At 34.7% G+C, this 22,049-nt stretch carries 22 protein-coding genes and 1 pseudogene; 19 read left to right on the top strand and 4 right to left on the bottom strand.

Going from position 1 to position 22,049, the window contains the following annotated elements:
- Positions 1–3 precede the first annotated feature (3 nt).
- From hutI to VF726_RS19595, 8 genes are all read left to right on the top strand, one after another.
- Positions 4–1,275: an imidazolonepropionase gene (gene hutI / locus VF726_RS19630; protein ID WP_440171323.1), complete on the top strand. Its 1,272-nt coding sequence runs from the start codon at positions 4–6 to the stop codon at positions 1,273–1,275.
- Positions 1,254–2,225, top strand: a complete 972-nt coding sequence (gene hutG / locus VF726_RS19625) for a formimidoylglutamase (protein WP_087981524.1) — start codon at positions 1,254–1,256, stop codon at positions 2,223–2,225. The genes hutI and hutG overlap by 22 nt, the downstream gene beginning before the upstream one ends.
- Before the next feature lie 281 nt (positions 2,226–2,506).
- On the top strand, positions 2,507–2,968 hold the full coding sequence (locus VF726_RS19620) for a CarD family transcriptional regulator (RefSeq protein WP_176225740.1): 462 nt from the start codon (positions 2,507–2,509) through the stop codon (positions 2,966–2,968).
- Positions 2,969–3,887: 919 nt separating this feature from the next.
- Entirely contained in the window at positions 3,888–5,015 is a 1,128-nt protein-coding gene (locus VF726_RS19615) for an alkene reductase (RefSeq protein ID WP_440171321.1), read from the top strand.
- Between the two features lie 67 nt (positions 5,016–5,082).
- The gene (locus VF726_RS19610) at positions 5,083–6,657 is read left to right on the top strand and encodes a glutamate synthase-related protein (protein ID WP_440171319.1); all 1,575 of its coding nucleotides are present in this window, start codon (positions 5,083–5,085) and stop codon (positions 6,655–6,657) included.
- A 110-nt stretch (positions 6,658–6,767) separates the two neighbouring features.
- A complete protein-coding gene (locus VF726_RS19605) occupies positions 6,768–7,256 on the top strand; it encodes a cytochrome c biogenesis protein CcdC (protein WP_087981521.1) in 489 nt (162 codons plus the stop codon).
- Positions 7,257–7,592: 336 nt separating this feature from the next.
- Positions 7,593–8,531, top strand: coding sequence for a ring-cleaving dioxygenase (locus VF726_RS19600; RefSeq protein ID WP_440171317.1), 939 nt, complete (start codon positions 7,593–7,595; stop codon positions 8,529–8,531).
- A gap of 24 nt (positions 8,532–8,555) precedes the next feature.
- A complete protein-coding gene (locus tag VF726_RS19595) occupies positions 8,556–9,167 on the top strand; it encodes an alpha/beta hydrolase (RefSeq protein ID WP_440171315.1) in 612 nt (203 codons plus the stop codon).
- Positions 9,168–9,222: 55 nt separating this feature from the next.
- On the opposite strand, the gene VF726_RS19590 is transcribed toward VF726_RS19595, so the two are convergent.
- Entirely contained in the window at positions 9,223–10,755 is a 1,533-nt protein-coding gene (locus VF726_RS19590; RefSeq protein ID WP_440171313.1) for a BA3702 family sensor histidine kinase, read from the bottom strand.
- Positions 10,756–10,990: 235 nt separating this feature from the next.
- On the opposite strand from VF726_RS19590, the gene VF726_RS19585 reads away from it, so the two are divergent.
- On the top strand, positions 10,991–11,362 hold the full coding sequence (locus tag VF726_RS19585; protein WP_440171311.1) for a VOC family protein: 372 nt from the start codon (positions 10,991–10,993) through the stop codon (positions 11,360–11,362).
- Between the two features lie 20 nt (positions 11,363–11,382).
- Here the strand turns inward: VF726_RS19585 and VF726_RS19580 are convergent, their stop codons facing one another.
- On the bottom strand, positions 11,383–12,192 hold the full coding sequence (locus VF726_RS19580) for a YitT family protein (RefSeq protein ID WP_087967243.1): 810 nt from the start codon (positions 12,190–12,192) through the stop codon (positions 11,383–11,385).
- Positions 12,193–12,318: 126 nt separating this feature from the next.
- Here VF726_RS19580 and VF726_RS19575 point away from each other — a divergent pair, with 126 nt between their 5' ends.
- The 4 genes from VF726_RS19575 (at position 12,319) to VF726_RS19560 (ending at position 15,773) form a co-directional block, all read left to right on the top strand.
- On the top strand, positions 12,319–13,140 hold the full coding sequence (locus VF726_RS19575) for a protein phosphatase 2C domain-containing protein (protein ID WP_440171309.1): 822 nt from the start codon (positions 12,319–12,321) through the stop codon (positions 13,138–13,140).
- Positions 13,141–13,155: 15 nt separating this feature from the next.
- Positions 13,156–13,614 carry a peptidoglycan recognition protein family protein gene (locus VF726_RS19570; RefSeq protein ID WP_440171307.1) on the top strand — a complete coding sequence of 153 codons (459 nt, stop codon included), beginning with the start codon at positions 13,156–13,158 and terminating at the stop codon, positions 13,612–13,614.
- 11 nt (positions 13,615–13,625) lie between these two features.
- Positions 13,626–13,877 (top strand): DUF2164 domain-containing protein, encoded by a 252-nt coding sequence (locus VF726_RS19565; protein WP_001983516.1) that lies wholly within the window; start codon positions 13,626–13,628, stop codon positions 13,875–13,877.
- Between the two features lie 420 nt (positions 13,878–14,297).
- Positions 14,298–15,773: a DUF4822 domain-containing protein gene (locus VF726_RS19560; RefSeq protein WP_440171305.1), complete on the top strand. Its 1,476-nt coding sequence runs from the start codon at positions 14,298–14,300 to the stop codon at positions 15,771–15,773.
- Between the two features lie 128 nt (positions 15,774–15,901).
- Here VF726_RS19560 and VF726_RS19555 read toward each other — a convergent pair whose 3' ends face one another.
- Complete coding sequence (locus VF726_RS19555) at positions 15,902–16,114, bottom strand: CsbD family protein (RefSeq protein ID WP_440171303.1); 213 nt, start codon at positions 16,112–16,114, stop codon at positions 15,902–15,904.
- Positions 16,115–16,285: 171 nt separating this feature from the next.
- A complete protein-coding gene (locus VF726_RS19550; protein ID WP_440171301.1) occupies positions 16,286–17,098 on the bottom strand; it encodes a GNAT family N-acetyltransferase in 813 nt (270 codons plus the stop codon).
- Positions 17,099–17,250: 152 nt separating this feature from the next.
- Here VF726_RS19550 and VF726_RS19545 point away from each other — a divergent pair, with 152 nt between their 5' ends.
- From VF726_RS19545 to VF726_RS19520, 6 genes and pseudogenes are all read left to right on the top strand, one after another.
- Positions 17,251–17,454, top strand: coding sequence for a hypothetical protein (locus tag VF726_RS19545; protein ID WP_046198969.1), 204 nt, complete (start codon positions 17,251–17,253; stop codon positions 17,452–17,454).
- 3 nt (positions 17,455–17,457) lie between these two features.
- Positions 17,458–17,562 (top strand): annotated as a pseudogene (locus VF726_RS19540) (GNAT family N-acetyltransferase); the annotation flags it as partial.
- Between the two features lie 344 nt (positions 17,563–17,906).
- Positions 17,907–18,695 carry a helix-turn-helix domain-containing protein gene (locus VF726_RS19535; RefSeq protein ID WP_440171299.1) on the top strand — a complete coding sequence of 263 codons (789 nt, stop codon included), beginning with the start codon at positions 17,907–17,909 and terminating at the stop codon, positions 18,693–18,695.
- A 46-nt stretch (positions 18,696–18,741) separates the two neighbouring features.
- Positions 18,742–19,593: an ABC transporter ATP-binding protein gene (locus VF726_RS19530; RefSeq protein ID WP_440171297.1), complete on the top strand. Its 852-nt coding sequence runs from the start codon at positions 18,742–18,744 to the stop codon at positions 19,591–19,593.
- Positions 19,594–20,244: an ABC-2 transporter permease gene (locus VF726_RS19525; protein ID WP_440171295.1), complete on the top strand. Its 651-nt coding sequence runs from the start codon at positions 19,594–19,596 to the stop codon at positions 20,242–20,244.
- 136 nt (positions 20,245–20,380) lie between these two features.
- The gene (locus VF726_RS19520; RefSeq protein WP_440171293.1) at positions 20,381–21,994 is read left to right on the top strand and encodes a long-chain fatty acid--CoA ligase; all 1,614 of its coding nucleotides are present in this window, start codon (positions 20,381–20,383) and stop codon (positions 21,992–21,994) included.
- Positions 21,995–22,049: the final 55 nt, after the last annotated feature.

The following is a 22,049-nucleotide window of genomic DNA, read 5'->3' as shown; positions in this document are numbered from 1 at the left end:
AACATGCTGGACACTTTACTAATAAATATCGGTCAATTACTAACAATGGATCAAGAAGATGGCTTGTTAAGACGTGAAGCGATGAACACGCTTCCTGTTATCGAAAACGGTGCGGTTGGAATTGAAAATGGCGTAATTACTTTCGTTGGAACAGCGGAAGAAGCGAAAGGATTACAAGCTAAAGAAGTTATTGATTGCGGCGGGAAAATGGTTTCTCCTGGTCTTGTTGATCCGCATACTCACCTTGTATTTGGTGGATCTCGTGAAAATGAAATCGCACTGAAATTACAAGGAGTTCCGTACTTAGAAATTTTGGAACAAGGCGGAGGTATTCTTTCAACTGTAAATGCAACGAAACAGGCGTCGAGAGAAGAACTTGTTCAAAAAGCGAAATTTCATTTAGACCGTATGTTATCTTTCGGAGTTACAACTGTAGAAGCGAAGAGTGGTTACGGGTTAGATGATGAGACGGAATGGAAACAATTAGAGGCAACTGCACAATTACAAAAAGAGCATCCAATCGATTTAGTTTCCACATTTTTAGGTGCTCATGCAGTTCCGAAAGAGTATAAAGGTAGATCGAAAGAATTTTTACAATGGATGTTAGACCTACTACCAGAAATGAAAGAGAAGCAACTAGCTGAATTTGTTGATATTTTCTGCGAAACAGGTGTGTTCTCTGTCGAAGAATCAAAAGAGTTTTTATTAAAAGCGAAAGAGCTTGGTTTTGATGTGAAAATTCATGCAGATGAAATTGACCCTCTTGGTGGCGCGGAAGTAGCGGCTGAAATTGGTACAGCATCAGCGGACCATTTAGTTGGCGCTTCTGATAAAGGAATTGAAATGCTTGCAAACTCTAATACAGTAGCGACTTTATTACCAGGAACAACTTTCTATTTAAATAAAGAAAGCTTTGCTCGTGGGCGTAAAATGATCGATGAAGGTGTTGCAGTTGCGTTAGCTACAGATTTTAACCCAGGCAGCTGTCCAACTGAGAACATTCAGCTTATTATGAGCATCGCGATGCTCAAGCTGAAAATGACACCAGAAGAAGTTTGGAATGCAGTAACAGTTAACTCATCTTACGCAATTAATCGTGGTGATGTAGCTGGGAAAATTAGAGTTGGTCGTAAGGCAGATTTAGTTCTATGGGATGCTTACAATTATGCTTACGTACCGTATCATTACGGCGTAAGTCATGTAAATACAGTATGGAAGAATGGTAATATCGCATATACAAGAGGTGAACAATCGTGGAGCACGGCCACTATTTAAAGAAGAATGCAAAGTTTATTGATCGTGAAGTGACGAAATGGAGTGAGATGATTAAAGAGTGGGAGGAAGGCGTGGAAATATTCGGTGCTGCCTTAATTGGAGCACCCCTTTCTAAACCATCTATTAGTCATTCAGGAGCAAGCTTTGCTCCAAAAACAATTCGTGCGATGTTAGATGCATATAGCACGTACGCAATTACAGAAGAACATGATATGAAAGAAAGTGTCTTATATGATTGCGGTGATATCACGATGCATGTGACGGATATAAAAGAAAGTCATAACCGAATTGCGAAAACAGTTGGTCACGTAACGAAAGTAAATCCGAATATGACACCAATCGTTCTTGGCGGGGATCACTCGATTAGTTTTCCGAGTATAACAGGATTTGTAAATAGTAAAGGGAAGGTCGGTATTATTCAATTTGATGCCCATCATGATTTACGTAATTTAGATGATGGTGGTCCATCAAATGGGACACCGTTCCGTAGTTTACTAGAAAATGGTGTCATTACAGGAAAACAACTCGTTCAAATCGGGATTCGTAATTTTTCAAATGCACGTGCGTACCATGAATATGCAAAAGAGCAAGGCGTGACAGTGTACACAATGAAAGATGTACGGGAGCGAAAAATCAAAGATATTATCACGGAAAGTATTGAAGTATTAAGAGAGCAAGGCGTGACTTCTATTTACATTTCTCTTGATATGGATGTACTAGATCAAGCATTTGCACCAGGTTGTCCAGCAATTGGTCCTGGCGGTATGGATAGTACGACTTTACTTGATGCGATTGAATTTCTTGGTAAAGAACCGCTTGTTCAAGGGATGGATATAGTAGAAATTGATCCAACCCTTGATTTCAGAGATATGACAAGTCGAGTAGCTGCGCAAGTGATTATGGGTTTTCTTTTAGCGAGAGAGACAGTCTGTAAGCAGGTTAGTATATAGACGTGGAATTAATAGGGAATGTTTAACGATTCCGTATAAAAAACACATTACTACTTATAAGTAGTAATGTGTTTTTATGTAAAAAGAGAAGGTAAAGTTAGAATGTATATATGTGTGGAAAAGTTAATAAGATTGCGGGTTTTCAGTGATATTTCACAAATTTATTTTCTTAGTTCGAAAGGATTGACATGAAAAATAATTTTATGATAAAATAAAAATTTTGCTAAAAAAGCGATTGTGTGTTAAGATTGAGAAGGTTACCATATATGGAGGTGGATTATTTGTTTCAAATTGGCGATAACATTGTTTATCCTATGCACGGAGCAGGTATAATTAAAGCCGTAGAAGAGAAGGAAATCGCAGGAGAAAAACAACAGTATTATGTTATAAAAATGTCGGGTAGTAATATGGAAGTAATGATTCCGGCAGGGAGAATATTGAGCTCAAATATACGACCAGTCACGGATATAACGGCAATAGCACACATATTGGATATTTTTCAACATGGAGAATCTGATAGATTACTTACGTGGAAACAAAGGTATAAATTGAACACTGATAAAATAAAGACGGGTAAAATACAAGAAGGTGCTGAAGTTGTACGTGATTTATTACGTATGCAGAAAGAAAAAGCACTTAATGCAAGCGAAAAGAAAATGTTAGATAACGCACACGAATTTTTGATTAGTGAACTGGGATTAATTGAAGGTATCACAGAAAGTCAAATAAAAAGCTTTTGTTAAGATTCATTACAAATAATGTATTAGATCCCAAAAAAGGTTTTGAATTTTTTGGGAACATAATTATAGAAAATTAATCATTTCAAAGACATTCAACTCTTTCAAACCACTTTTAGAGCATTAACCTCTTTTGTTATTACTACAATCAACTCCATTTTTATTTTTTAATTCTTTACGAATGTTCGAAGTTTAATTACACACCTCGATAGAATAGTTACTTGATTTTTGCAATCCTGATTCACACTGGCACGGACGAGGAGCCGTAAGGATGAAAGAGAGGTAGGGCTTTCATTGTTTTAGGTTTATAAGTTATTATTTTTAGAAGAATACTGAACCACCCTCACTTCTACTGCTAAGGAATTTTTTATATGTGAAGAGATAATAATTGTTTATATTCTTTATATTAAAGAGATAAATGAATTGTTAGCCATATACGGTCAACTAAAAAGGAGTGTCATATAGTCGATAATTCGACTATATGACAGCTCCTTTTTTCATGGGAATTAGGAACGGATAAATAGAAAAAATACTTTCAACTATGTAGGAGTCTTGTATTCGTTCCTAAAATTTTTCTTGTATAATAAAAAATAAATGAATGATTGAAACCTCATTACTTTAAGTTTGAATATAGTACAGTGGAAATCGTTTTTTTTTTTTAGTAAACAGTTTGAAAAACAATTACCAATATATTCTATATTGATAAAGCTAGAAGAAAAGAAAACATCCACTTAACAAGTATTTTCCTCATCCACTTACTGAACATAAAAATAGACAGTAGAGTCTTGAATGTCATAACCCTTAAAGTTAAAAAACAGTTAGTTTTATTATTCGAATATTTCTACATAAAAGCGTATCAATTGACGTTACTATCTAAAAGTAAGTATGATGCGATTATAGTAAGAAATTTTTAGGGGGAAGAAAAATGACAAGTTCAAATAATAAAGCGGCAAGTATTTATGAGGGAACAAATATAAACGATTGGGAATCTTTTGAAAATATTGAAGAAACGAAGCTGTTTGATCCGATTCAAATTGGATCTTGGTCTCTTCGTAATCGCATAGCAATGGCACCGATGACGAGATGTTTCGCGGATCATGAAACAGGAGTCGTTGGTGCTGATGTGGTAGAGTATTATAGAAAACGTGCAGCTGATGGAGTTGGCTTAATTATTACAGAGGGAATCGTCATTAGCCCAAGAGCAAAAGGAAATCCAGGAGTACCAGGGATTTATACACAAGAACAAATCGATTCGTGGAAGCCTGTTACAGAAGCAGTACATAAAGAAGGCGGAACGATTATTGCTCAAATATGGCATGTTGGCCGTATGAGTCATCACGAAATAATTGGTGGACAAATGCCACAAGCACCGTCTGCTATCGCTGCAGAGGGAAATGTTCCGCGTTTTCGTAAACCGTTCGACACGCCAGAAGCAATGACGTTAGAAGAAATACAAGAGGTGATTGGTCAATACGCACAAGCTGCGAAAAACGCGATCGAAGCCGGATTTGATGGAGTAGAAATTCATGGGGCACACGGATATTTAATCGATCAATTTACTTATGAGTTCGCAAATAAGCGTACTGATAAATACGGCGGAGATTTAAAGAAAAGGTTAACGTTTATGAAAGAAGTAACGGAGGCTGTAATAGAAGCTGTTGGGGCTGATAAAACACTTCTTCGTTTCTCTGCTTTCAAAGGTGATAATCCAACTTATATGTGGGAAAACCCTGAACTTGCAATTGAAATGTTTGTAAATATGTTCAACGAAGTTGGATTAACGATGATTCACCCTTCAACGATGAATTATACGGCAGTTATTGCTGACGGAAAGAATTTTCATCAATTAGTAAGAAAATATTGGGAGGGTACGATTGTAGGAGTAGGGAATTTAAATCCGAAAGAGGCTGAAGAAGCGTTGCAAGAAGGAACAATTGATGTAGTGGCATTCGGAAGACCTTTAATAGCTAATCCAGATTTTGTTCATCGAATTAAAAATGCTGAAAGTTTAGTTGAATATGATGCGAAAGAGCATCTTGCTACATTAATTTGAATAAAGATAAAAGGAGAACACATCAGGTGTTCTCCTTTTATTATGGATTTTCATAGGAGGAAGCGGGATGAGTGAAACGCTACTCGTTATTATTAGTATATTGCTCTTATTGATGTTACTATTAATCATTTTTTTTATTATTACATTTTTTATTAAAAAACGGACGCATCATTCTATATTAAAGTTACATCCATACTTAGGAAGGATGCGTTATTTACTTGAAAAGATAGGACCGGAATTTAGGCAATATTGGTTTGATCATGATACGGATGGAAAGCCCTTTTCACGTTATGATTTTCAAAGTGTAATGTTTCTAGCAAAATACCGTTCAGAAATACTCGGTTTTGGATCAAAACGAGATTTTGATGCATCTGGATATTATATCGCTAATACATTATTTCCGAAATTAACAGATGAATTAAGTGTGAATGTAACGAAAGAACGTGAAGGGAAAAAGTATGTGATTCATAAGGAAGGGTTATTTTCACGAGGAGAAAAATTGACAGCGGATACAACGAATCTTTGGTTATACGAAGAAGACGATGCAATTATCGTCGGTGAAAACCGCAAATATCCGTGGAAACTGTATGGCATGTTTGGCGCATCAGCAACTTCTTACGGTGCGATTGGCGAAAATTATATTTTGGCAAGTGGATTTGGCGCGAAGATGGCTGGCGGTTCGTGGATTAATACGGGGGAAGGTGGTGTAATACCGGAACATTTACATACCGGTGCAAATATCGTTGCGCAAATTGGTCCAGGATTATTTGGATATCGTGATGAGGATGGTAAGTTTTCAATGAAGAAATTTATGGAGAAAGCGAAAGAAAGTAATATTAAAGCATTCGAATTGAAATTTGGGCAAGGTGCGAAAATACGTGGTGGTCATCTAGAGGGACAAAAAGTAAATGAGAAAATTGCTTCTGTTCGGAATGTGCGAGAAGGAGAAACGATTAATTCACCGAATCGATTTCCATTTTTAAAGAATGCAGTAGATGTACTTTATTTTATTCAACATTTGCAAGAAAGCAGCGGCAAACCAGTCGGTATGAAAATTGTAATTGGACAGCAGGAGCCGTTGGAAGATTTATTCAAATCGATGAAAGAGTTAAATATTTATCCAGATTTCATTACAGTTGATGGTTCAGAAGGTGGATCAGGTGCAACGTATAAATCAATGGCAGATAGTATGGGGATGCCGCTTATTCCAGCGTTACTGACATGTATTGATACAGCGAATCATTACGGTGTCCGGGACAAATTCAAAGTTTTTGCCTCGGGGAAATTAATTACACCAGATAAAGTGGCAATTGCTTTAGCAATTGGTGCAGATGCTGTAAATTCAGCGCGTGGATTTATGATGGCAAGTGGCTGTATTATGGCGCTTCAATGTAATTCGGGGCAATGTCCATCTGGAGTTGCCACGACGAATCCGCACTATCAAAAAGCGCTAGATCCGTATGAGAAGAAATGGCGAGTAATGAATTATGTTGTTAGTATGAGATATAGTTTGTTCTCGCTTGCGGCAGCAGCGGGAGTAAAGAGCCCGCGTCATTTAACGAGAGAGCATATTGTGTTTAAAGATGAGGTAGGGCGGGTGGTGCCTCTTTCGGAATTGTTTCCTATAATAAATAAAACCTAAAAATATATTTTATATGTAAAATTTTTGAAGGAATAATCATATTCTTTAGAAAACATTAAGAGTATAATGGGAAAGGTTTTAAAAATGCCTATTTTTAGGGAGAGATTCATTTGGATCAAGGTTCGTACAGTATAACAATTTTTTTACTTGTCATAGGGCTCGTTATATTTGGACGTATGCGTTCTATGAATCGACCAATTAAAAATAAAGGAAGACGACTATTATTTCCATTATTCCTTTTATTACCAGGTTTTTCTTTATATGCGGCACCGATACAACTTGCTGATTGGCAAATTGGGGTAGCTGCTGGGATTGGACTGTTATTATCAATTCCACTTATTATTTTAACTGGATATGAAGTGAGAGAAGATGGTCAAATTTATGCGAAAAAAAGTATTGCTTTTATTGCTACATTTTTAATTATTGTCCTTTTACGTGCTTATTTTAGAAGACATTTACAAGGTTTAGATCCGAAGTCAATCGGCATTCTTTTCTACACCCTTGCGGTTTGTTATATAGTACCTTGGCGTATTGGCTGCTATATGAAATTTCGTAAAGTATATGCAGGGAAAGAGAAAATTGAGATGTCAATAAGTTAACAGTCATACATTTGTATGGCTTTTTTTTATTTGAAATGAAGTAAGTCACTTATTGACAATAAAAAGTAAGTAACTTATAATAAATATTGAGTTCGAGATAAATATCATTCCAAATCAAGATTTATCATGATAATAGATTGAACAAATATTTTTTGAGTATTATCTTGAATTCGAGATAATTTTAATGGTTTAGATGCTAGAGTATAATTTTATAATTAATATCTCGAATTCGAGATAAAATTATAACGATGGATTTTACTTTGCAGTATGGACAAAATGAATAATGAAATTTAATGTATAAAAGTTTTTAAAATGAAATAAAAAGGGGCGGAGAAAATGGAAAAGAAAACGATGGGAATTCATCACATTACAGCAATCGTAGGACATCCACAAGAAAATGTAGATTTTTATGCTGGTGTATTAGGTTTACGTTTAGTAAAACAAACAGTGAATTTTGATGATCCAGGTACGTACCATCTTTATTTCGGTAATGAAGGAGGAAAACCAGGAACAATCATTACGTTTTTCCCATGGGCAGGTGCTCGTCAAGGAGTTATTGGTGACGGTCAAGTGGGAATCACTTCTTATGTTGTACCAAAAGGGGCAATGGAGTTTTGGGAAAATAGATTAGAAAAATTCGATGTTTCGTATACAAAAATGACTCGATTTGGAGAGCAGTATTTAGAATTTGATGATCCACATGGTTTGCATATAGAATTAGTAGAAAGAGAAGAGGGTGAATTAAATAATTGGACTTTTGGAGAAGTTACGCCAGAAGTAGCAATTAAAGGATTTGGCGGTGCTGTTCTTTTATCGGCACAACCTCAAAAAACTGCTGAATTGTTAGAGCATGTTATGGGTCTTGAGAAAATTGGAGAAGAGGGTGAATTTATTCGATTCCGTTCTTCTGCTGATATTGGAAATATTATCGATTTGAGGTTATCGACAATTGGTCGTGGCCAAATGGGCGTTGGTACAGTGCATCATATTGCTTGGAGAGCGAGTGATGATGCTGATCAGCTAGACTGGAAAGAGTATGTATCCCGTTTTGGATACCACGTAACTCCTGTACAAGATCGAAATTATTTTAACGCAATTTATTTTAGAGAACATGGTGAAATTTTATTTGAAATTGCAACAGATCCTCCTGGTTTCACTCATGATGAATCGTTAGAGACGATGGGTGAGGAATTAAAGTTACCGGCACAATATGAACAACATAGAAAACAGATTGAACAAACGCTTTTACCATTTGAAGTGAGAAATTTAGATTAAAGTGATTGAAAGGGGAAAAGGATTATGATGAAACATGTTTTTCAAAAAGGAAAAGATACGTCAAAACCAGTGTTATTATTACTTCATGGCACAGGTGGTAATGAATTAGATTTATTACCACTTGCAGAAATAATTGATCCGGAAGCGTCGGTATTAAGCGTTAGGGGAAATGTATTAGAGAATGGTATGCCACGTTTCTTCCGCCGATTAGCAGAAGGTATTTTTGATGAAGAGGATCTTATTTTCCGTACGAAGGAATTAAATGAGTTTTTAGATGAAGCTGCAAAAATATATGAATTTGATAGAAACAACATAGTTGCTATCGGTTATTCAAATGGAGCAAATATTGCAGCAAGCTTATTATTCCATTACGAAAATGCGTTAAAAGGTGCTGTGCTTCATCACCCAATGGTGCCTAGAAGAGGAACGCAATTGCCTAATTTAGAAGAAAAATCCGTGTTTATTGCTGCTGGGACAAATGATCCGATTTGTTCACCTGCTGAGTCAGAGGAATTGAAGACGTTACTAGAAAGTGCAAATGCAAACGTAACAATGCACTGGGAAAATAGAGGACATCAATTAACGATGGGTGAAGTAGAAAAAGCAAAAGAGTGGTATGAGAAAACGGTTTTATAAGTACAAATAATAAAAGAAGCATCTGCTAATCATTAGCAGATGCTTCTTTTATTATTTAAGACTGGTTTGCAAGATGAGATGAAGAAAGTGGTAGCTGAATATCAACAATTGTACCTTTATTTAATTCGCTTGCAATGTGTAATTTACCATGATGTTCTTCAATTATTTTGTAACACATCATTAATCCTAGTCCTGTGCCTTTTTCTTTTAAACTATAAAAAGGTTCGCCTAGACGGGAGATACGATCTTCTGGGATACCGCAACCTTCATCAATAATCCGTATTAAAATAAAGGTATCCTCTAATGGTTTTGTTTGGATGAAAATATTTCCGCCATTTGGCATCGCTTCAATCGCATTTTTTAATATATTTATAAAAACCTGTTTTAATTGGTTACCGTCACATTGAATATCATGTGCGTAATCAAAATGATCCATAATGATATGAACACTGTGCATAATAGCAGTTGGTAAAATAAATGTAACTACCTCTTCAATTAAAGTTTGTATGTTACAAGTTTGGATAGATAATACTTGTGGTTTAGACATCGCCATAAATTGACTTGTGATAGACTCCATCTGTGAAATCTCACTTAACATAACATCGATATACCATTTTTGCTCCTCATTTATTTCAGGGAGTAGTAATGTTAGAAAACCTTTTAGAGAAGTGAGTGGATTTCGAATTTCATGGGCGATTCCAGCTGTCAGTTGTCCGACTACTGCAAGCTTTTCTGATTTTCGTAATAACTTTTCCGTTTCTTTTAGCTCGGTAACGTCTCTTCCCATTACGATAAGACCTTTTCGCGAGCCGTCAGGATGATAAAGTGGAACTTTCGATATACTTAAGATTAGATCGAAATTATCTCTATGAATAATAAATTCCTCACCATGAAGAATTTGTCTTTGTTGCCATGCTAGCTCGTCGACTTCTTCACAGTGTAAAAAAGCTTCTCGGTACGCTTCGTTATACTGAATGAGTTCACTATCTTTTTTTCCATGATAAGGTACATGGTGGAAATTGAAACAAGAAAGTGCGTAGTCATTTGCTTCAAGCCAGCGTCCTTCATGATCCTTAAATATAACAAACGCAGGCATAGAATCCACTAATGTACGTAATCTTTTCTCACTTTCTTTTAGCATATTCTCAATTCTTTCTGACTTTTCAAGAGGTTTCATAATGGCATATACGCCAGTTAGACGGTTTTGGACAAAAATAGGAACTAGTTTTGTTACGACGTCTAATAAGAATCCATTTTTATGATAAATAGATAAGATATACTCTTGTTGATTATTTGTTTCCGTATTCTTTATATTGTGTAATACTTGTTCAGAAATATGAGCTTCTAAAATAGAGGTAATATGCTTCTGTTCTAATTCTAAAGAAGTGTAACCTAATATTCTTTCTGCAGAAGGATTTATATGCAGAATAACTCCCTCTAAATTTAATGAAATAATACTATCAGGGTTGTGTTCGAACAGAGATGCATACATTTCTGTTAATGAACGATCTTGTATATGGTTCCGTAAACGTCTAGAAATGTTCGGATGACGTTTTCTTTGAGTTGATGAATATTTTTTACGACTCATAATAGTTCCTCCGTACAAATAGCATCTAAAAAGATTTGTCTATTCATAACTATAATATAGATGTAATGTGTATTTCTATAAAAAATGGAAGTTATATAATAAATTTTGTTTTCTTTATTTTGGAAAAGTGCGTATAGGGTGGTAATAAGGGGAGCTTATATTGTTTTATAAATCATTTGTAAGTTACAGGAGTAGGGTTTCCTTATAACATTAGGGTAGAAGAGGGGGAGAGAAAATGAGAAATTATATTCAAGGGATTGATCATGTGCAAGTAGCTGCGCCTGTAGGGTGTGAAGAAGAAGCACGAGAATTTTATGGTGAAAAAATTGGTATGGAGGAAATACCGAAACCAGAGGAATTAAAGAAGCGTGGTGGATGTTGGTTTAAGTGTGGAAATCAAGAGATTCATATCGGAGTTGAGCAAAACTTTACCCCAGCTAAAAAGGCACATCCGGCTTTTTATGTTTTAAAAATAGATGAATTTAAACGAGAGTTAATACAGCAAGGTATTGAAGTAATAGATGATCATGCACGTTCAGATGTAATTAGATTTTATGTGTCAGATCCATTCGGAAATCGAATTGAATTTATGGAAAATAAAAACTAGGTGGATTTCCACCTAGTTTTTTAACCTTTTCTAAACAATCCTAATACTTCAACCGTTTCTGTAATGTTAACGAATGCATGAGGATCAATTTCAGAAATTGTTAATTTCATACTTGCTAATTCTTCACGAGAAACGACTGTCATAAGTACACGTTTCTTTTCGCTGGAATAAGCACCTTCGCCATCAAGTAATGTAATTCCACGTACAACAGTTGAAAGAAGTTGTTTTTTCATTTTTTCTGCTTCATTTGTTACAATCATAAGTGTAACCTTTCGATGCTTCGTATGAATAGCATCGATAACTTTACCGGTTACATAAATCGAAAGTAAGCTTGTAAGAGCGACATCCCAAGTGAAGAAGAATCCTGCAATGATTACAACGACTGCATTTAAAATAATAAGGAATCCGCCAAGTTTAATGTCTCGTTTGCGAGATAACAACATACCGATAATATCAAATCCACCAGTTGATCCATTACAGTTAAAAACAAGACCGATACCAGCTCCGGCAATAACACCACCAAAGATAGATGATAAAAGTGGATCTGTTGCTACGACTTTCACTGGAACGTAGTATAATGCAACAGATAATACAATAACAGAGATAATCGTGTTAAAAATGACTTTTTTTCCAAGACCTATGTATCCTAAAATAAGGATAGGTAAGTTTAATACAAAGTTAATAATACCTGTGTTTACAGGAGTTACAATCCCTAAAATAATAGCAATTCCGCCAATTCCACTACTTAAAATTTTGTGGGGGATAAGGAAAAGATTAAAGGCAATCGCAATAATAATAGAACCAATAATAACACCAAGAAATCTAACCATTTCTTTCCCGTCCTTCACTAAAAAATTCATATTATTTCAAGATTATATATGATATTGAAAGTTTTGGGTAAAAACAGTTTATTCCGGAAAATTAGATTAATCAAAAGAATTCGAGTGTTTTATCATTTGAAAGGGGATACAGTTGTGAAGATAAAAACATATCAACAGAAAAGCCCGTTGAAGCAAGAATGTGAGGATTCTTATTTTTGTAATGAAGAAAAAAAGATATATGGTGTATGCGATGGAGCAACACCGCTCGTGCCGTTTCGTGATGAAAAGGGACATAATGGAGCATACATCGCTTCGCATTTATTTGCAAGTTATTTTGCTTCATTACGTGAAAATCATAGTTTACAAGTTGCCGTTGCAAAAGCAAATGAAGCATTGCAAAGCAAAATGTTAGAATATGAAGTAGACATGAGAAAGAAAGAGCATTTGTGGTGCACATGTATTGCGGTAGTTCAAATAGATGGTGAAAAAATTGAATACGCACAATTAGGGGACTGTATGATTGTCGCAATCCTTCAAGATGGAACGATGCAAGTATTGACGAAAGACACAGTTGAAGGAATTAGTAAACGAGCAAAAAAGAAGAGAGAAGAAGATCGTAAAAGAGGGTTATCTGTACCAGAAGAACATGTTTTTCAAGATGTGAAAGAACAGTTAAAATACAATCGTTATCTTGCAAATATACAGGGCGGGTATTCCGTTGCAAATGGAATGAAAGAAGCGATACATTATTTACAATATGGTGAATTACATATAGATGAAGTAAGCGGGATTTTTATTTGTTCAGACGGATTATTCCACCCAGATTGGCTACTGGAACAAACTGTTGCATATATAAGAAAGAATAGTATAAAGGAATATGTAGCAATTATTGAAGAGCTAGAAGGGGAAAAGAGAATACGACCAGATGATAAAACAATTATGATCATTGATTTTTAAGGGGAGGGTGTTCAAATGGAAATTAAATGTGTTAATTTAACATTTCAAGATGAATTAGTTCCTTTAGAAAAAGTAAATAAACTGATTATCCACCATACATCTGAAGATGGATGGGATGTGTATAAAACGCATGAATTTCATCAAAAAGTAAGAGGATGGAGCGGGATCGGTTACAATTATTTTATTGAAGAAAATGGAACTATAGTCGAAGGACGAGGTTTACATATTGGAGCGCATGCGAAAGATAATAATAGGGATACAATTGGAATATGCATGACAGGAAATTTTGATAAATATGATCCAACTCCCCCGCAAATGAATGCATTATATTCTTTATGTAAAATGTTTATGAAGCAGTTTGCTATAAAGAAAGAAAATATACTCGGTCACAGGGAGCTGGAAGGCGTTACAAAAAGTTGTCCTGGAAAGCGCTTTTCTATGGTAGAGTTAAGAAACGTACTATCTTACATATAGAGGAGTAATATATGATGATGAATATAAAAATACCAAATGATAAAAAAGAAGAGCTTGTAGCACAAATTCAGCAATTTTTCGTTGAAGAAGATTTAGATGAAATTGGGCGTTTTCAAGCAGAACGTTTAATAGAAGAAATGATTAAATTAGTAGGACCCTTTGCATACAATCAAGCAATTGGAGATGCTAGAAAACTTGTAACAGAGAAACTATCTAATATTGAAGAAGATTTGTATGTGTTAGAGAAGAGTGAAGGGAAGTAAACTTTCTCCAATTATAAAATAAGTATTTGCGACGGCTTCTTTCCGATGTTTTGGTTGGAAAGGGCCGTGAAATTGTTTTTGGACATGTAAAATAAAACCTCTTTTTGGTCAGGATCCTAGAATTAAAAAACGTTATTCTTTCTTAACAAGCTAGATGAGAAAGAATAACGTTTTTTTAGATTGAGATTAAAAATATATTATCTTAATTTTATCTTTTTTTAATAATTTATTTATGGGCAATTTATAGTTGCTATTTATAATTCCTATATATAACAGCTATGGATACTGCGAAAAAGAACTTTGGAGGTGTAACCAATTAGCTGTAATCAAAATTTAAAACATGAATTGCTCACATAGACTTTTCTTTTGAAAGATAAGTGGTGTAATTCTTTGTTAAATTATGGAAGGGATTGGAAAGCGATGAATAAAACAATTTTAAAAACATGTATCATATCAGCAGTTTTAGGTGGAAGTCTATTAAGTGAAATGACTGGAGAGGTGAAAGCAGAAGCGGTTACAGCAAACACGAATCATACTGGTGTATTCAAAGATGTTCCAAAGGGACACTGGGCATATGAGGCGATTCAGCAATTAACAGGTGAGAAAATCATTTTTGGCTATGATGATGGAAGATTTGGGTTTGGAGATAACGTAACACGCGAACAAGTTGCAGCTTTAATGTATCGTTATTTTAATATGGAAGAAAACAAAAATTATCAAAACCCATACAGTGACGTAAGTGAAGATTCAACAAGCTATATAAAGGAAATTTTATCTTTAACAGAAATGGGTGTTTTTAAGGGGGATGAGCATGGAAACTTTAGACCGAAGGCATCCTTAACACGTGCAGAAATGGCGCAGGTTCTTACAAATGCTTTTCATTTAAAGGCAAAGAGTGATCACAGTTTTACTGACGTTTCAACGAACTCATGGGCAAGAAATGCAATTAGTGCTGTTCAAACAAATAATATTGCAAAAGGAGTAGGAGGAAGGAAATTTGCTCCAAGTATGGATGTGACGCGTGAACAGTACGCACAATTTTTATATAATGCAATACAAGAAACTAATCAAACTAAACAAACGAAAGGGCAACTACTAGCTAGCATACTTGGTGAAACAAATTGGCAAGGGACAAAAGTCTATGACAAAGATCATAATGATGTAACGAAAGAAAATCAAAATTTCATCGGGCTTGCAAAATATGATGCTAATACTGCAAGGTATGAATTTTTTAATGCAAATACAGGAGAGAGTCGTAATGATAGCGGTACCTTTTTTATAACGAATGATGGAAAGAAAAGAGTGTTAATTTCTGAAACGCAAAATTATCAGGCAGTTGTTGAATTAACGCAATTAGATAAGGAGAAATTTACATATAAAAGAATAGGGAAAGATGCAAAAGGGAACGATGTAGAAGTGTTTGTTGAACATGTTCCTTACCATGAAAAAGAACTTTCTTTCACGCGACCTGATAAAAGTTTAGAAAGCTCGACGGGGAAAATAGTTACGGACGTTGATGGAGATGAAATTTTATCTAGTACACTATGGAATGGAACGGTGGTATTAGACGAACAAGGTAATAATGTAACAAAATATAACTCAAACTTAATCAGTCTAGCAAAATACGATAAAAATACAAATAAATATGAGTTTTTCAATGTGAATACAGGGGGAAGTCGTGGAGACTATGGTTTCTTTGATGTTGTACATGGTAATAAAATAAGAGCTCACGTTTCGTTAGGAAATAAATACGGTGCAGTTCTTGAACTTACAGAATTAAATAAAGAGAAATTTACATATACCAGAATGGGGAAAGATGCGAATGGAAAAGATATAAAAATCTTTGTTGAGCACGAACCGTATACAGGTGACCTAAAACCAAATTTCACAAAGTAAGATGTAAAATAGTTGTTTATAGACAAAAAGATGCCTTCAGGCATCTTTTTGTCGTTTTAAAATGATTTTATGGGCAAATATAAACTTTAGTAACTTACTACTTGCATAACCATACATCTTCATTTTTTTTAATTATTCTTTTTATGCTCTTTATATTCATGAACTTTTTCTTTTACATTACCGACAGCATCTTTAGCGGTGCCTTTCACTTTATCCCATTTCCCTTCGGCTTGTAATTTTTTATTATCGGTTACTTTCCCGACAACTTCTTTTACTTCGCCTTTTACTTTATCAATGGCACCTTCTACTTTCTCTTTTAAACCATGATCATGTTTAGTCATACATTTCTCCTCCTTGTAGTTTGATTAGAATTCTCTTTTCATATTGCAAGTTGAATGATGTATCTAGTAATAGCGTAACAAAGATAGTTTGAATATTCAAATGATTAATAGGATAGAAAAGGAATTGTCATAGAATGTATAAGATTGTAATGAAAGGAGGAAGAATGTTAATTATATTTCTTTTGCAGTCCATATGGATTTCGTATAAGCAATTTTCATATGGGCACGTTCCATATTATTTTGACTGCCGCTACCGAACCTTGCTTGTCCAACTATTAAATTACAATTGGATTCAATAGCTGTTTCAATTCGCTTTTGAATTAATGCAGTATGACAGCCTTTACGCTGAAATTCTGGCAAAGTAGCAGAAGCAGCTAATGAAGCAATCCCATTATTTATGTACAGGACACCAATGCCTGCAGGAGTATTTTGAACTTCGGCTATGAAAAAATGCCATCCTGGTTTCTCGTAAAGAATTTCGTTATTTTGACGGACACCATCTTTTGTAAAGGATGGCATGTTAAATCCACGTACATATACGTCTGCAAAAATATGAAATTCATTTTCTTTCAGTTGGCGTACTGAAATGTTAGCAGGAAGCAGGGATGGATCTTCTCTCGGTATACTATATAAAGCGGTATGGAAGCTGGATTGGTAAAATCCTTTTTGAGACAAGTATTGAAATAATTCAGCTGTCCCTTGAGCGGGTGTAATTTCAAAACGACAAGGGATTTGTAATGCATGATAATAAGAGATAATTTCATCTAATTCATCTGTATTTGTAAATGTAATACCTTTTACCGTATTAAAAGACGGACCAGCAATTACTTTTGATGAAAAAGCAGTGGCACTACCGAACTTTTTCATTTGTACTTGCATTGGATTTCCGTCCATTGCTTGTAGTAGTGCTAATCTAGAAGAAAGCATATGTATTTCTGCGTTTTCAATTTCTTGAGCGGTATTGATTGTCATAATTGTACTCATGAGATTCCCCCGTCAATAAATATATTTCATAGTACATATACGATGTTTGTTCTGAGATTCCTGTTGAAATGTAAGAGAATAAGAGGTTTTTTGGAAGGGAAATGGAAGTGAACTGTCGAAGGGAGTAGAAACAGATTAAAGGTGGTGCTCTCATGAAACAGAAAGACGTGCAGACATGCTCTCATTGTGGTTCTCAAAATATAGGAGAAGGGGAGTTTGTCGGTTATGCACAAATACGGAAAAAGGAGACGATGTTCACATCTTCACCAGTAGATGCTTATATTTGTACAGATTGCGGGAATGTCCTTTTATTAAAAGTACGACATTATGAAAAGTTTAAGCAGAAGCCGTTATGATTATTGAAAAGTGTTTTTATTAAAGAAGCTAATAGGAGTAATATTTTACATATATATGAATATGCCTTATATAAAGAGATGACAACATATACTGTGTGGGATGCTTATTAATCGTTGCACAACATACAAAAATATATAGAAGAAATTGTGAATTAATATGAGAAAGAAAATTAGCCCTTCTTGGAATATTTCATATCGAAAACTCCTTTAAATGAATAAGGGAGTTTTTATTTTTTTTTGTAACAATAATTACCTTTAATTGTTATAATTTGTTATTGGAATGAAATGTTTTATTAATGTCATAATCGTAGAAGAAAACTAGCTAAATCGTATGAAAAACCGCTATATAACACAATCGCAACCGTAAGTTGACAAAGTGCAACCGCAGGAAGATAGAGATAAGGGCAATGTTTACATAAAATTTAGGTAAGAAAACAAAGGGGGACACACATATGGGATTTGGTGAAAAGCTTTTTAAATTAAGAAAGGAAAAGGGCCTTTCTCAGGAAGCATTAGCTGAAAAATTAAACACAACAAGGCAAGCGGTTAGTAAATGGGAAAACGGTCAAGGTTTTCCTGAAACTGAAAAGTTAATAATGATTGGAAATGTATTTGAAGTATCACTCGACTATTTATTAAAAGAAACTGCAGAGCAAAGTAATGAAAATGTGGATGGCTATTACGTAAGTCAGGAAATGGCAGAAGGGTATATAGTGTATGGGCAAAAGGTTTCAAAATATATAGCGTTAGGGTTTAGCTTGCTCATTTTATCTACAATACCGTATTTACTATTTAAAGAAAATGCAACAATGTCGACATTCCTTGTCATTATCATTGCTGTTCTTGGAATTGGAGCAATGATGGTGCCTGCAACGATAGAAGAGAGTCGATACAATGTATTGAAAAAAGAAGAACTACTATTTGATCAAAACTTTCTAAAAGAATTGACAAAAAGATATGCGATTATTAAGAAGAAGTATGCCGCAGTGATGATTGTTGGATTTTGTTTTATTGCCGCAGGCGCAATACCGTTTTTGTTTGAGGAAAAGCATATCACTTCAGGAGAATTAGTGCAGTATTATCCGTACTGTGTTGTACTTATTGCTCTTGGAGTTTATCTTTTTGTTCGGGTGTTAGGAGTATTAGAGGTGTATCTAATTTTAGTAGAAAATCAAGAATATAGTAATCGTCTTATTTTTAAACTGAAAAAGAAAGTGAGAGAAAAAGTGGATAATTTTTAATAGGAGAAAACATACTTTTATGAAAAGTTAAGATAGGAGTGAAATGATGTCAAACATTCTAGAAATTAAAAATTTAAGTAAATCATTTGGAAACAAAATTGTTTTAAAAGATGTTACATTCAATGTGCCATCAGGGGCAATAGTGGGATTTATTGGTGACAATGGGGCAGGTAAATCAACAACATTTAAAACAGTACTAGAATTAATTTCTAAAGATAGCGGTACAGTAAAAATATTTGGTGAAGAAAATATAAATATAGATGCCAAGATTAAGGGGAAAATTGGAGTCGTATTTGATGCTATGAATCTACCAGCTCATCTTACAATAAAACAACTAAATAAGGTTTTTGAAAAGATGTTTGAATCTTGGGATAGAGAAAATTTTTACCGATTAGTTCATTCTTTCTCTTTACCTACTAATGAAAAAGTAGGTAGGTTTTCCCGTGGAATGTCGATGAAACTATCTATAGCTGTTGCATTGTCGCATAATGCCAAATTATTAATCCTAGATGAAGCGACGGGAGGTCTTGATCCTTCATCTAGGGAGGAGGTATTAGAGGAATTAAAAAGTTTTGTGAATAAAAGTAATGGTGGTATTTTACTTTCTTCGCATATTATGAGTGATGTAGAAAAAATAGCTAGTCATCTTATTGTGATAAAAGATGGAGAAATTTTATTAAATGAAGAAAAGGATAAGGTTTTGGATAGTTATGCCATTGTAGATGTTGATGAGGAACAACTAAATTTAATCAACAAAGATATAGTTGTGGTGAAAAGGAATAATGGTTCTTATTTCAATGTACTTGTATCAGATGTGCATAAACTACCAAATGGGATTGCTCATAGAACCATTTCGATAGATGGAATAAGTGTTTTATTAACGAGGAGTGAAAAATAAATGAAAGGTTTATTATTGACAAACTATTATCTAGTGTATCGAACTTTCTTTACGTTCATGGGAATAGCGATATTAGGATCGGGATTCGTTTTTTATTTTGGTAATGCTTCAATGTACCGTTTCATTGCTACGTTCATTATCTTATTTGCTGCGATTCCTGCACTTGAAGTTATTAAATATGAGAGTAAGTCGGGTTATGAAAAATATGTACTTACCTTACCGGTTACTAGAAATAACATTGTGCAAAGTCACTATCTTTTTTATTTTTTAGTTGTAATTATTGGTACCTTATTATCATATAGCGTATTTTATGTACATGGTTTCGTTTCAGATACGTCAATTGATGATGATATATTTAAGAGTGTTTCTTTAGGGACGTTCATCATCCTTAATGCTGGAGCAATAGCCTATCCACTCCTCTATATTTTTGGAGCAGAAAAATCTGATGCTATTACAATTGGAGGCGCATGCGGGGGACTTGTTACTTATTTTGGATTACAAAGTGTTATTGGTTATCTAATAGAACAATTTCCAATATCAAATTTAAATTCATCTGTATACGTTTCGATGCTATATACAATATTTGGTGTTATTATATACATCTTTTCTTTTGTTATTTCGGTATTTATATATCGTAAGAAAGAATTTTAGTATGTTTTCTCTTAGTATTTTCTGAATTATTTCCAAAGAAATAATTCAGAAAATACAGAAAAATGTCGTAATCATTTGTAGAAGTCTGTTATAATAAACAAAAAATGAAAACGCTTTAAAGGGGGATATAACCAATATGATGATGAATGTACCGCTAACAATTAGTTCTATGATGGAAAGAGCAGAAAAACTGTTTTCAAAGAAAGAAATTGTTTCACGGACACATGATACAATTACGACGTTAACGTATAAGCAGTTAGGTGAAAGGACGAGAAGGCTTTCCAGTGCATTAAAAAAATTAGGAATTAAAGAAGGCGAGCGTATAGGAACGTTAGCGTGGAATCATCATCGACATGTGGAAGCGTATTTTGCTATTCCTGGTATTGCTTCTGTTTTACACACAATTAATATTCGTTTATCTCCTCAACATATTTCATACATTATTCAGCATGCAGAAGATCGAATTTTACTTATTGATGAAGATCTCGTACCACTCGTTGAAAATATTCAATCACAATTATCAACTGTACAAGCCTACATTATTATGACTGATAAAGATGAACTTCCAAATACTACGCTAGAACCTGTATATCATTATGAAAAGCTATTAGAAGAAGGCGATCCAACTTTCCAATTTGTAAAAGATATTGATGAAAATACACCTGCTGGTATGTGTTATACGTCAGCGACTACAGGAAATCCAAAAGGTGTTGTATATACGCATCGTAGTACTGTACTGCATTGCATGGCACTCGGTTTAGCGGATACAGCTGCTTTATCGGAAAGTGATGCTGCAATGGCGATTGTACCGATGTTCCATGTGAACGCTTGGGGACTTCCTTTCGCTGCTACTTGGTTTGGGTCAAAACAAGTTCTTCCAGGACCGATGTTTACGCCAAAAATTTTATTAGAAATGATCCAATCTGAAAAAGTGACGTTAGCTGCCGGTGTGCCGACAATTTGGCTTGGTGTATTACAAGAGTTAGAAAATAATAGTTACGATTTATCTAGTATGACGAGAATACTATGCGGTGGTGCAGCTGCACCGAAAAGTGTTATTAAAGCATTTGAACAAAAACACAATGTTCCGTTCATCCATGCATATGGTATGACCGAAACGAGCCCACTCGTAACACTTGCACGTTTAAAAAGTTATGAAACAGAATTATCATATGAAGAGCAATTAGAAATCCGCTCAAAACAAGGATATCTTGTCCCTGGTGTAGAGATGAAAGTAGTCGGTACAAACGGTGAAGTGAAGTGGGATGGTACGGAAATGGGAGAGTTATGTTTACGAGCACCTTGGATCGCTGAAAGCTATTATAACGATGATCGTACTGTCGAAGGATTCCGAGACGGTTGGTTATATACTGGTGATGTTGTTACAGTTGATGAGGAAGGCTGCGTGAAAATTGTTGATCGTACGAAAGATGTTATTAAAAGCGGGGGAGAATGGATTTCTTCAGTGGATCTTGAAAATGCTTTAATGGCACATGATGCTATATTTGAAGCGGCCGTTGTTGCAGTTCCACACCCGCAGTGGCAAGAGCGTCCAGTTGCCTGCGTTGTACAAAAGGCAAATAGCACTGTTACAAAAGAAGAACTATATGAATTTTTAAAACCACAGTTTGCGAAGTGGTGGTTACCAGACGATATTGTATTTATGGAAGAAATTCCGAAAACATCGGTTGGGAAGTTTTTAAAACAGGCGCTTCGGAAAGAACTTGAGCATTTGCATAAAGGGAAATAATTGAATTTATATTTGTAAACCTATTATGAAAATAAGTTGACAAATGCTAAATAGA

Source organism: Bacillus sp. Brlt_9 (assembly GCF_051948935.1).
Taxonomy (GTDB): domain Bacteria; phylum Bacillota; class Bacilli; order Bacillales; family Bacillaceae_G; genus Bacillus_A.
This window is presented reverse-complemented; position numbering and strand designations above follow the sequence as displayed.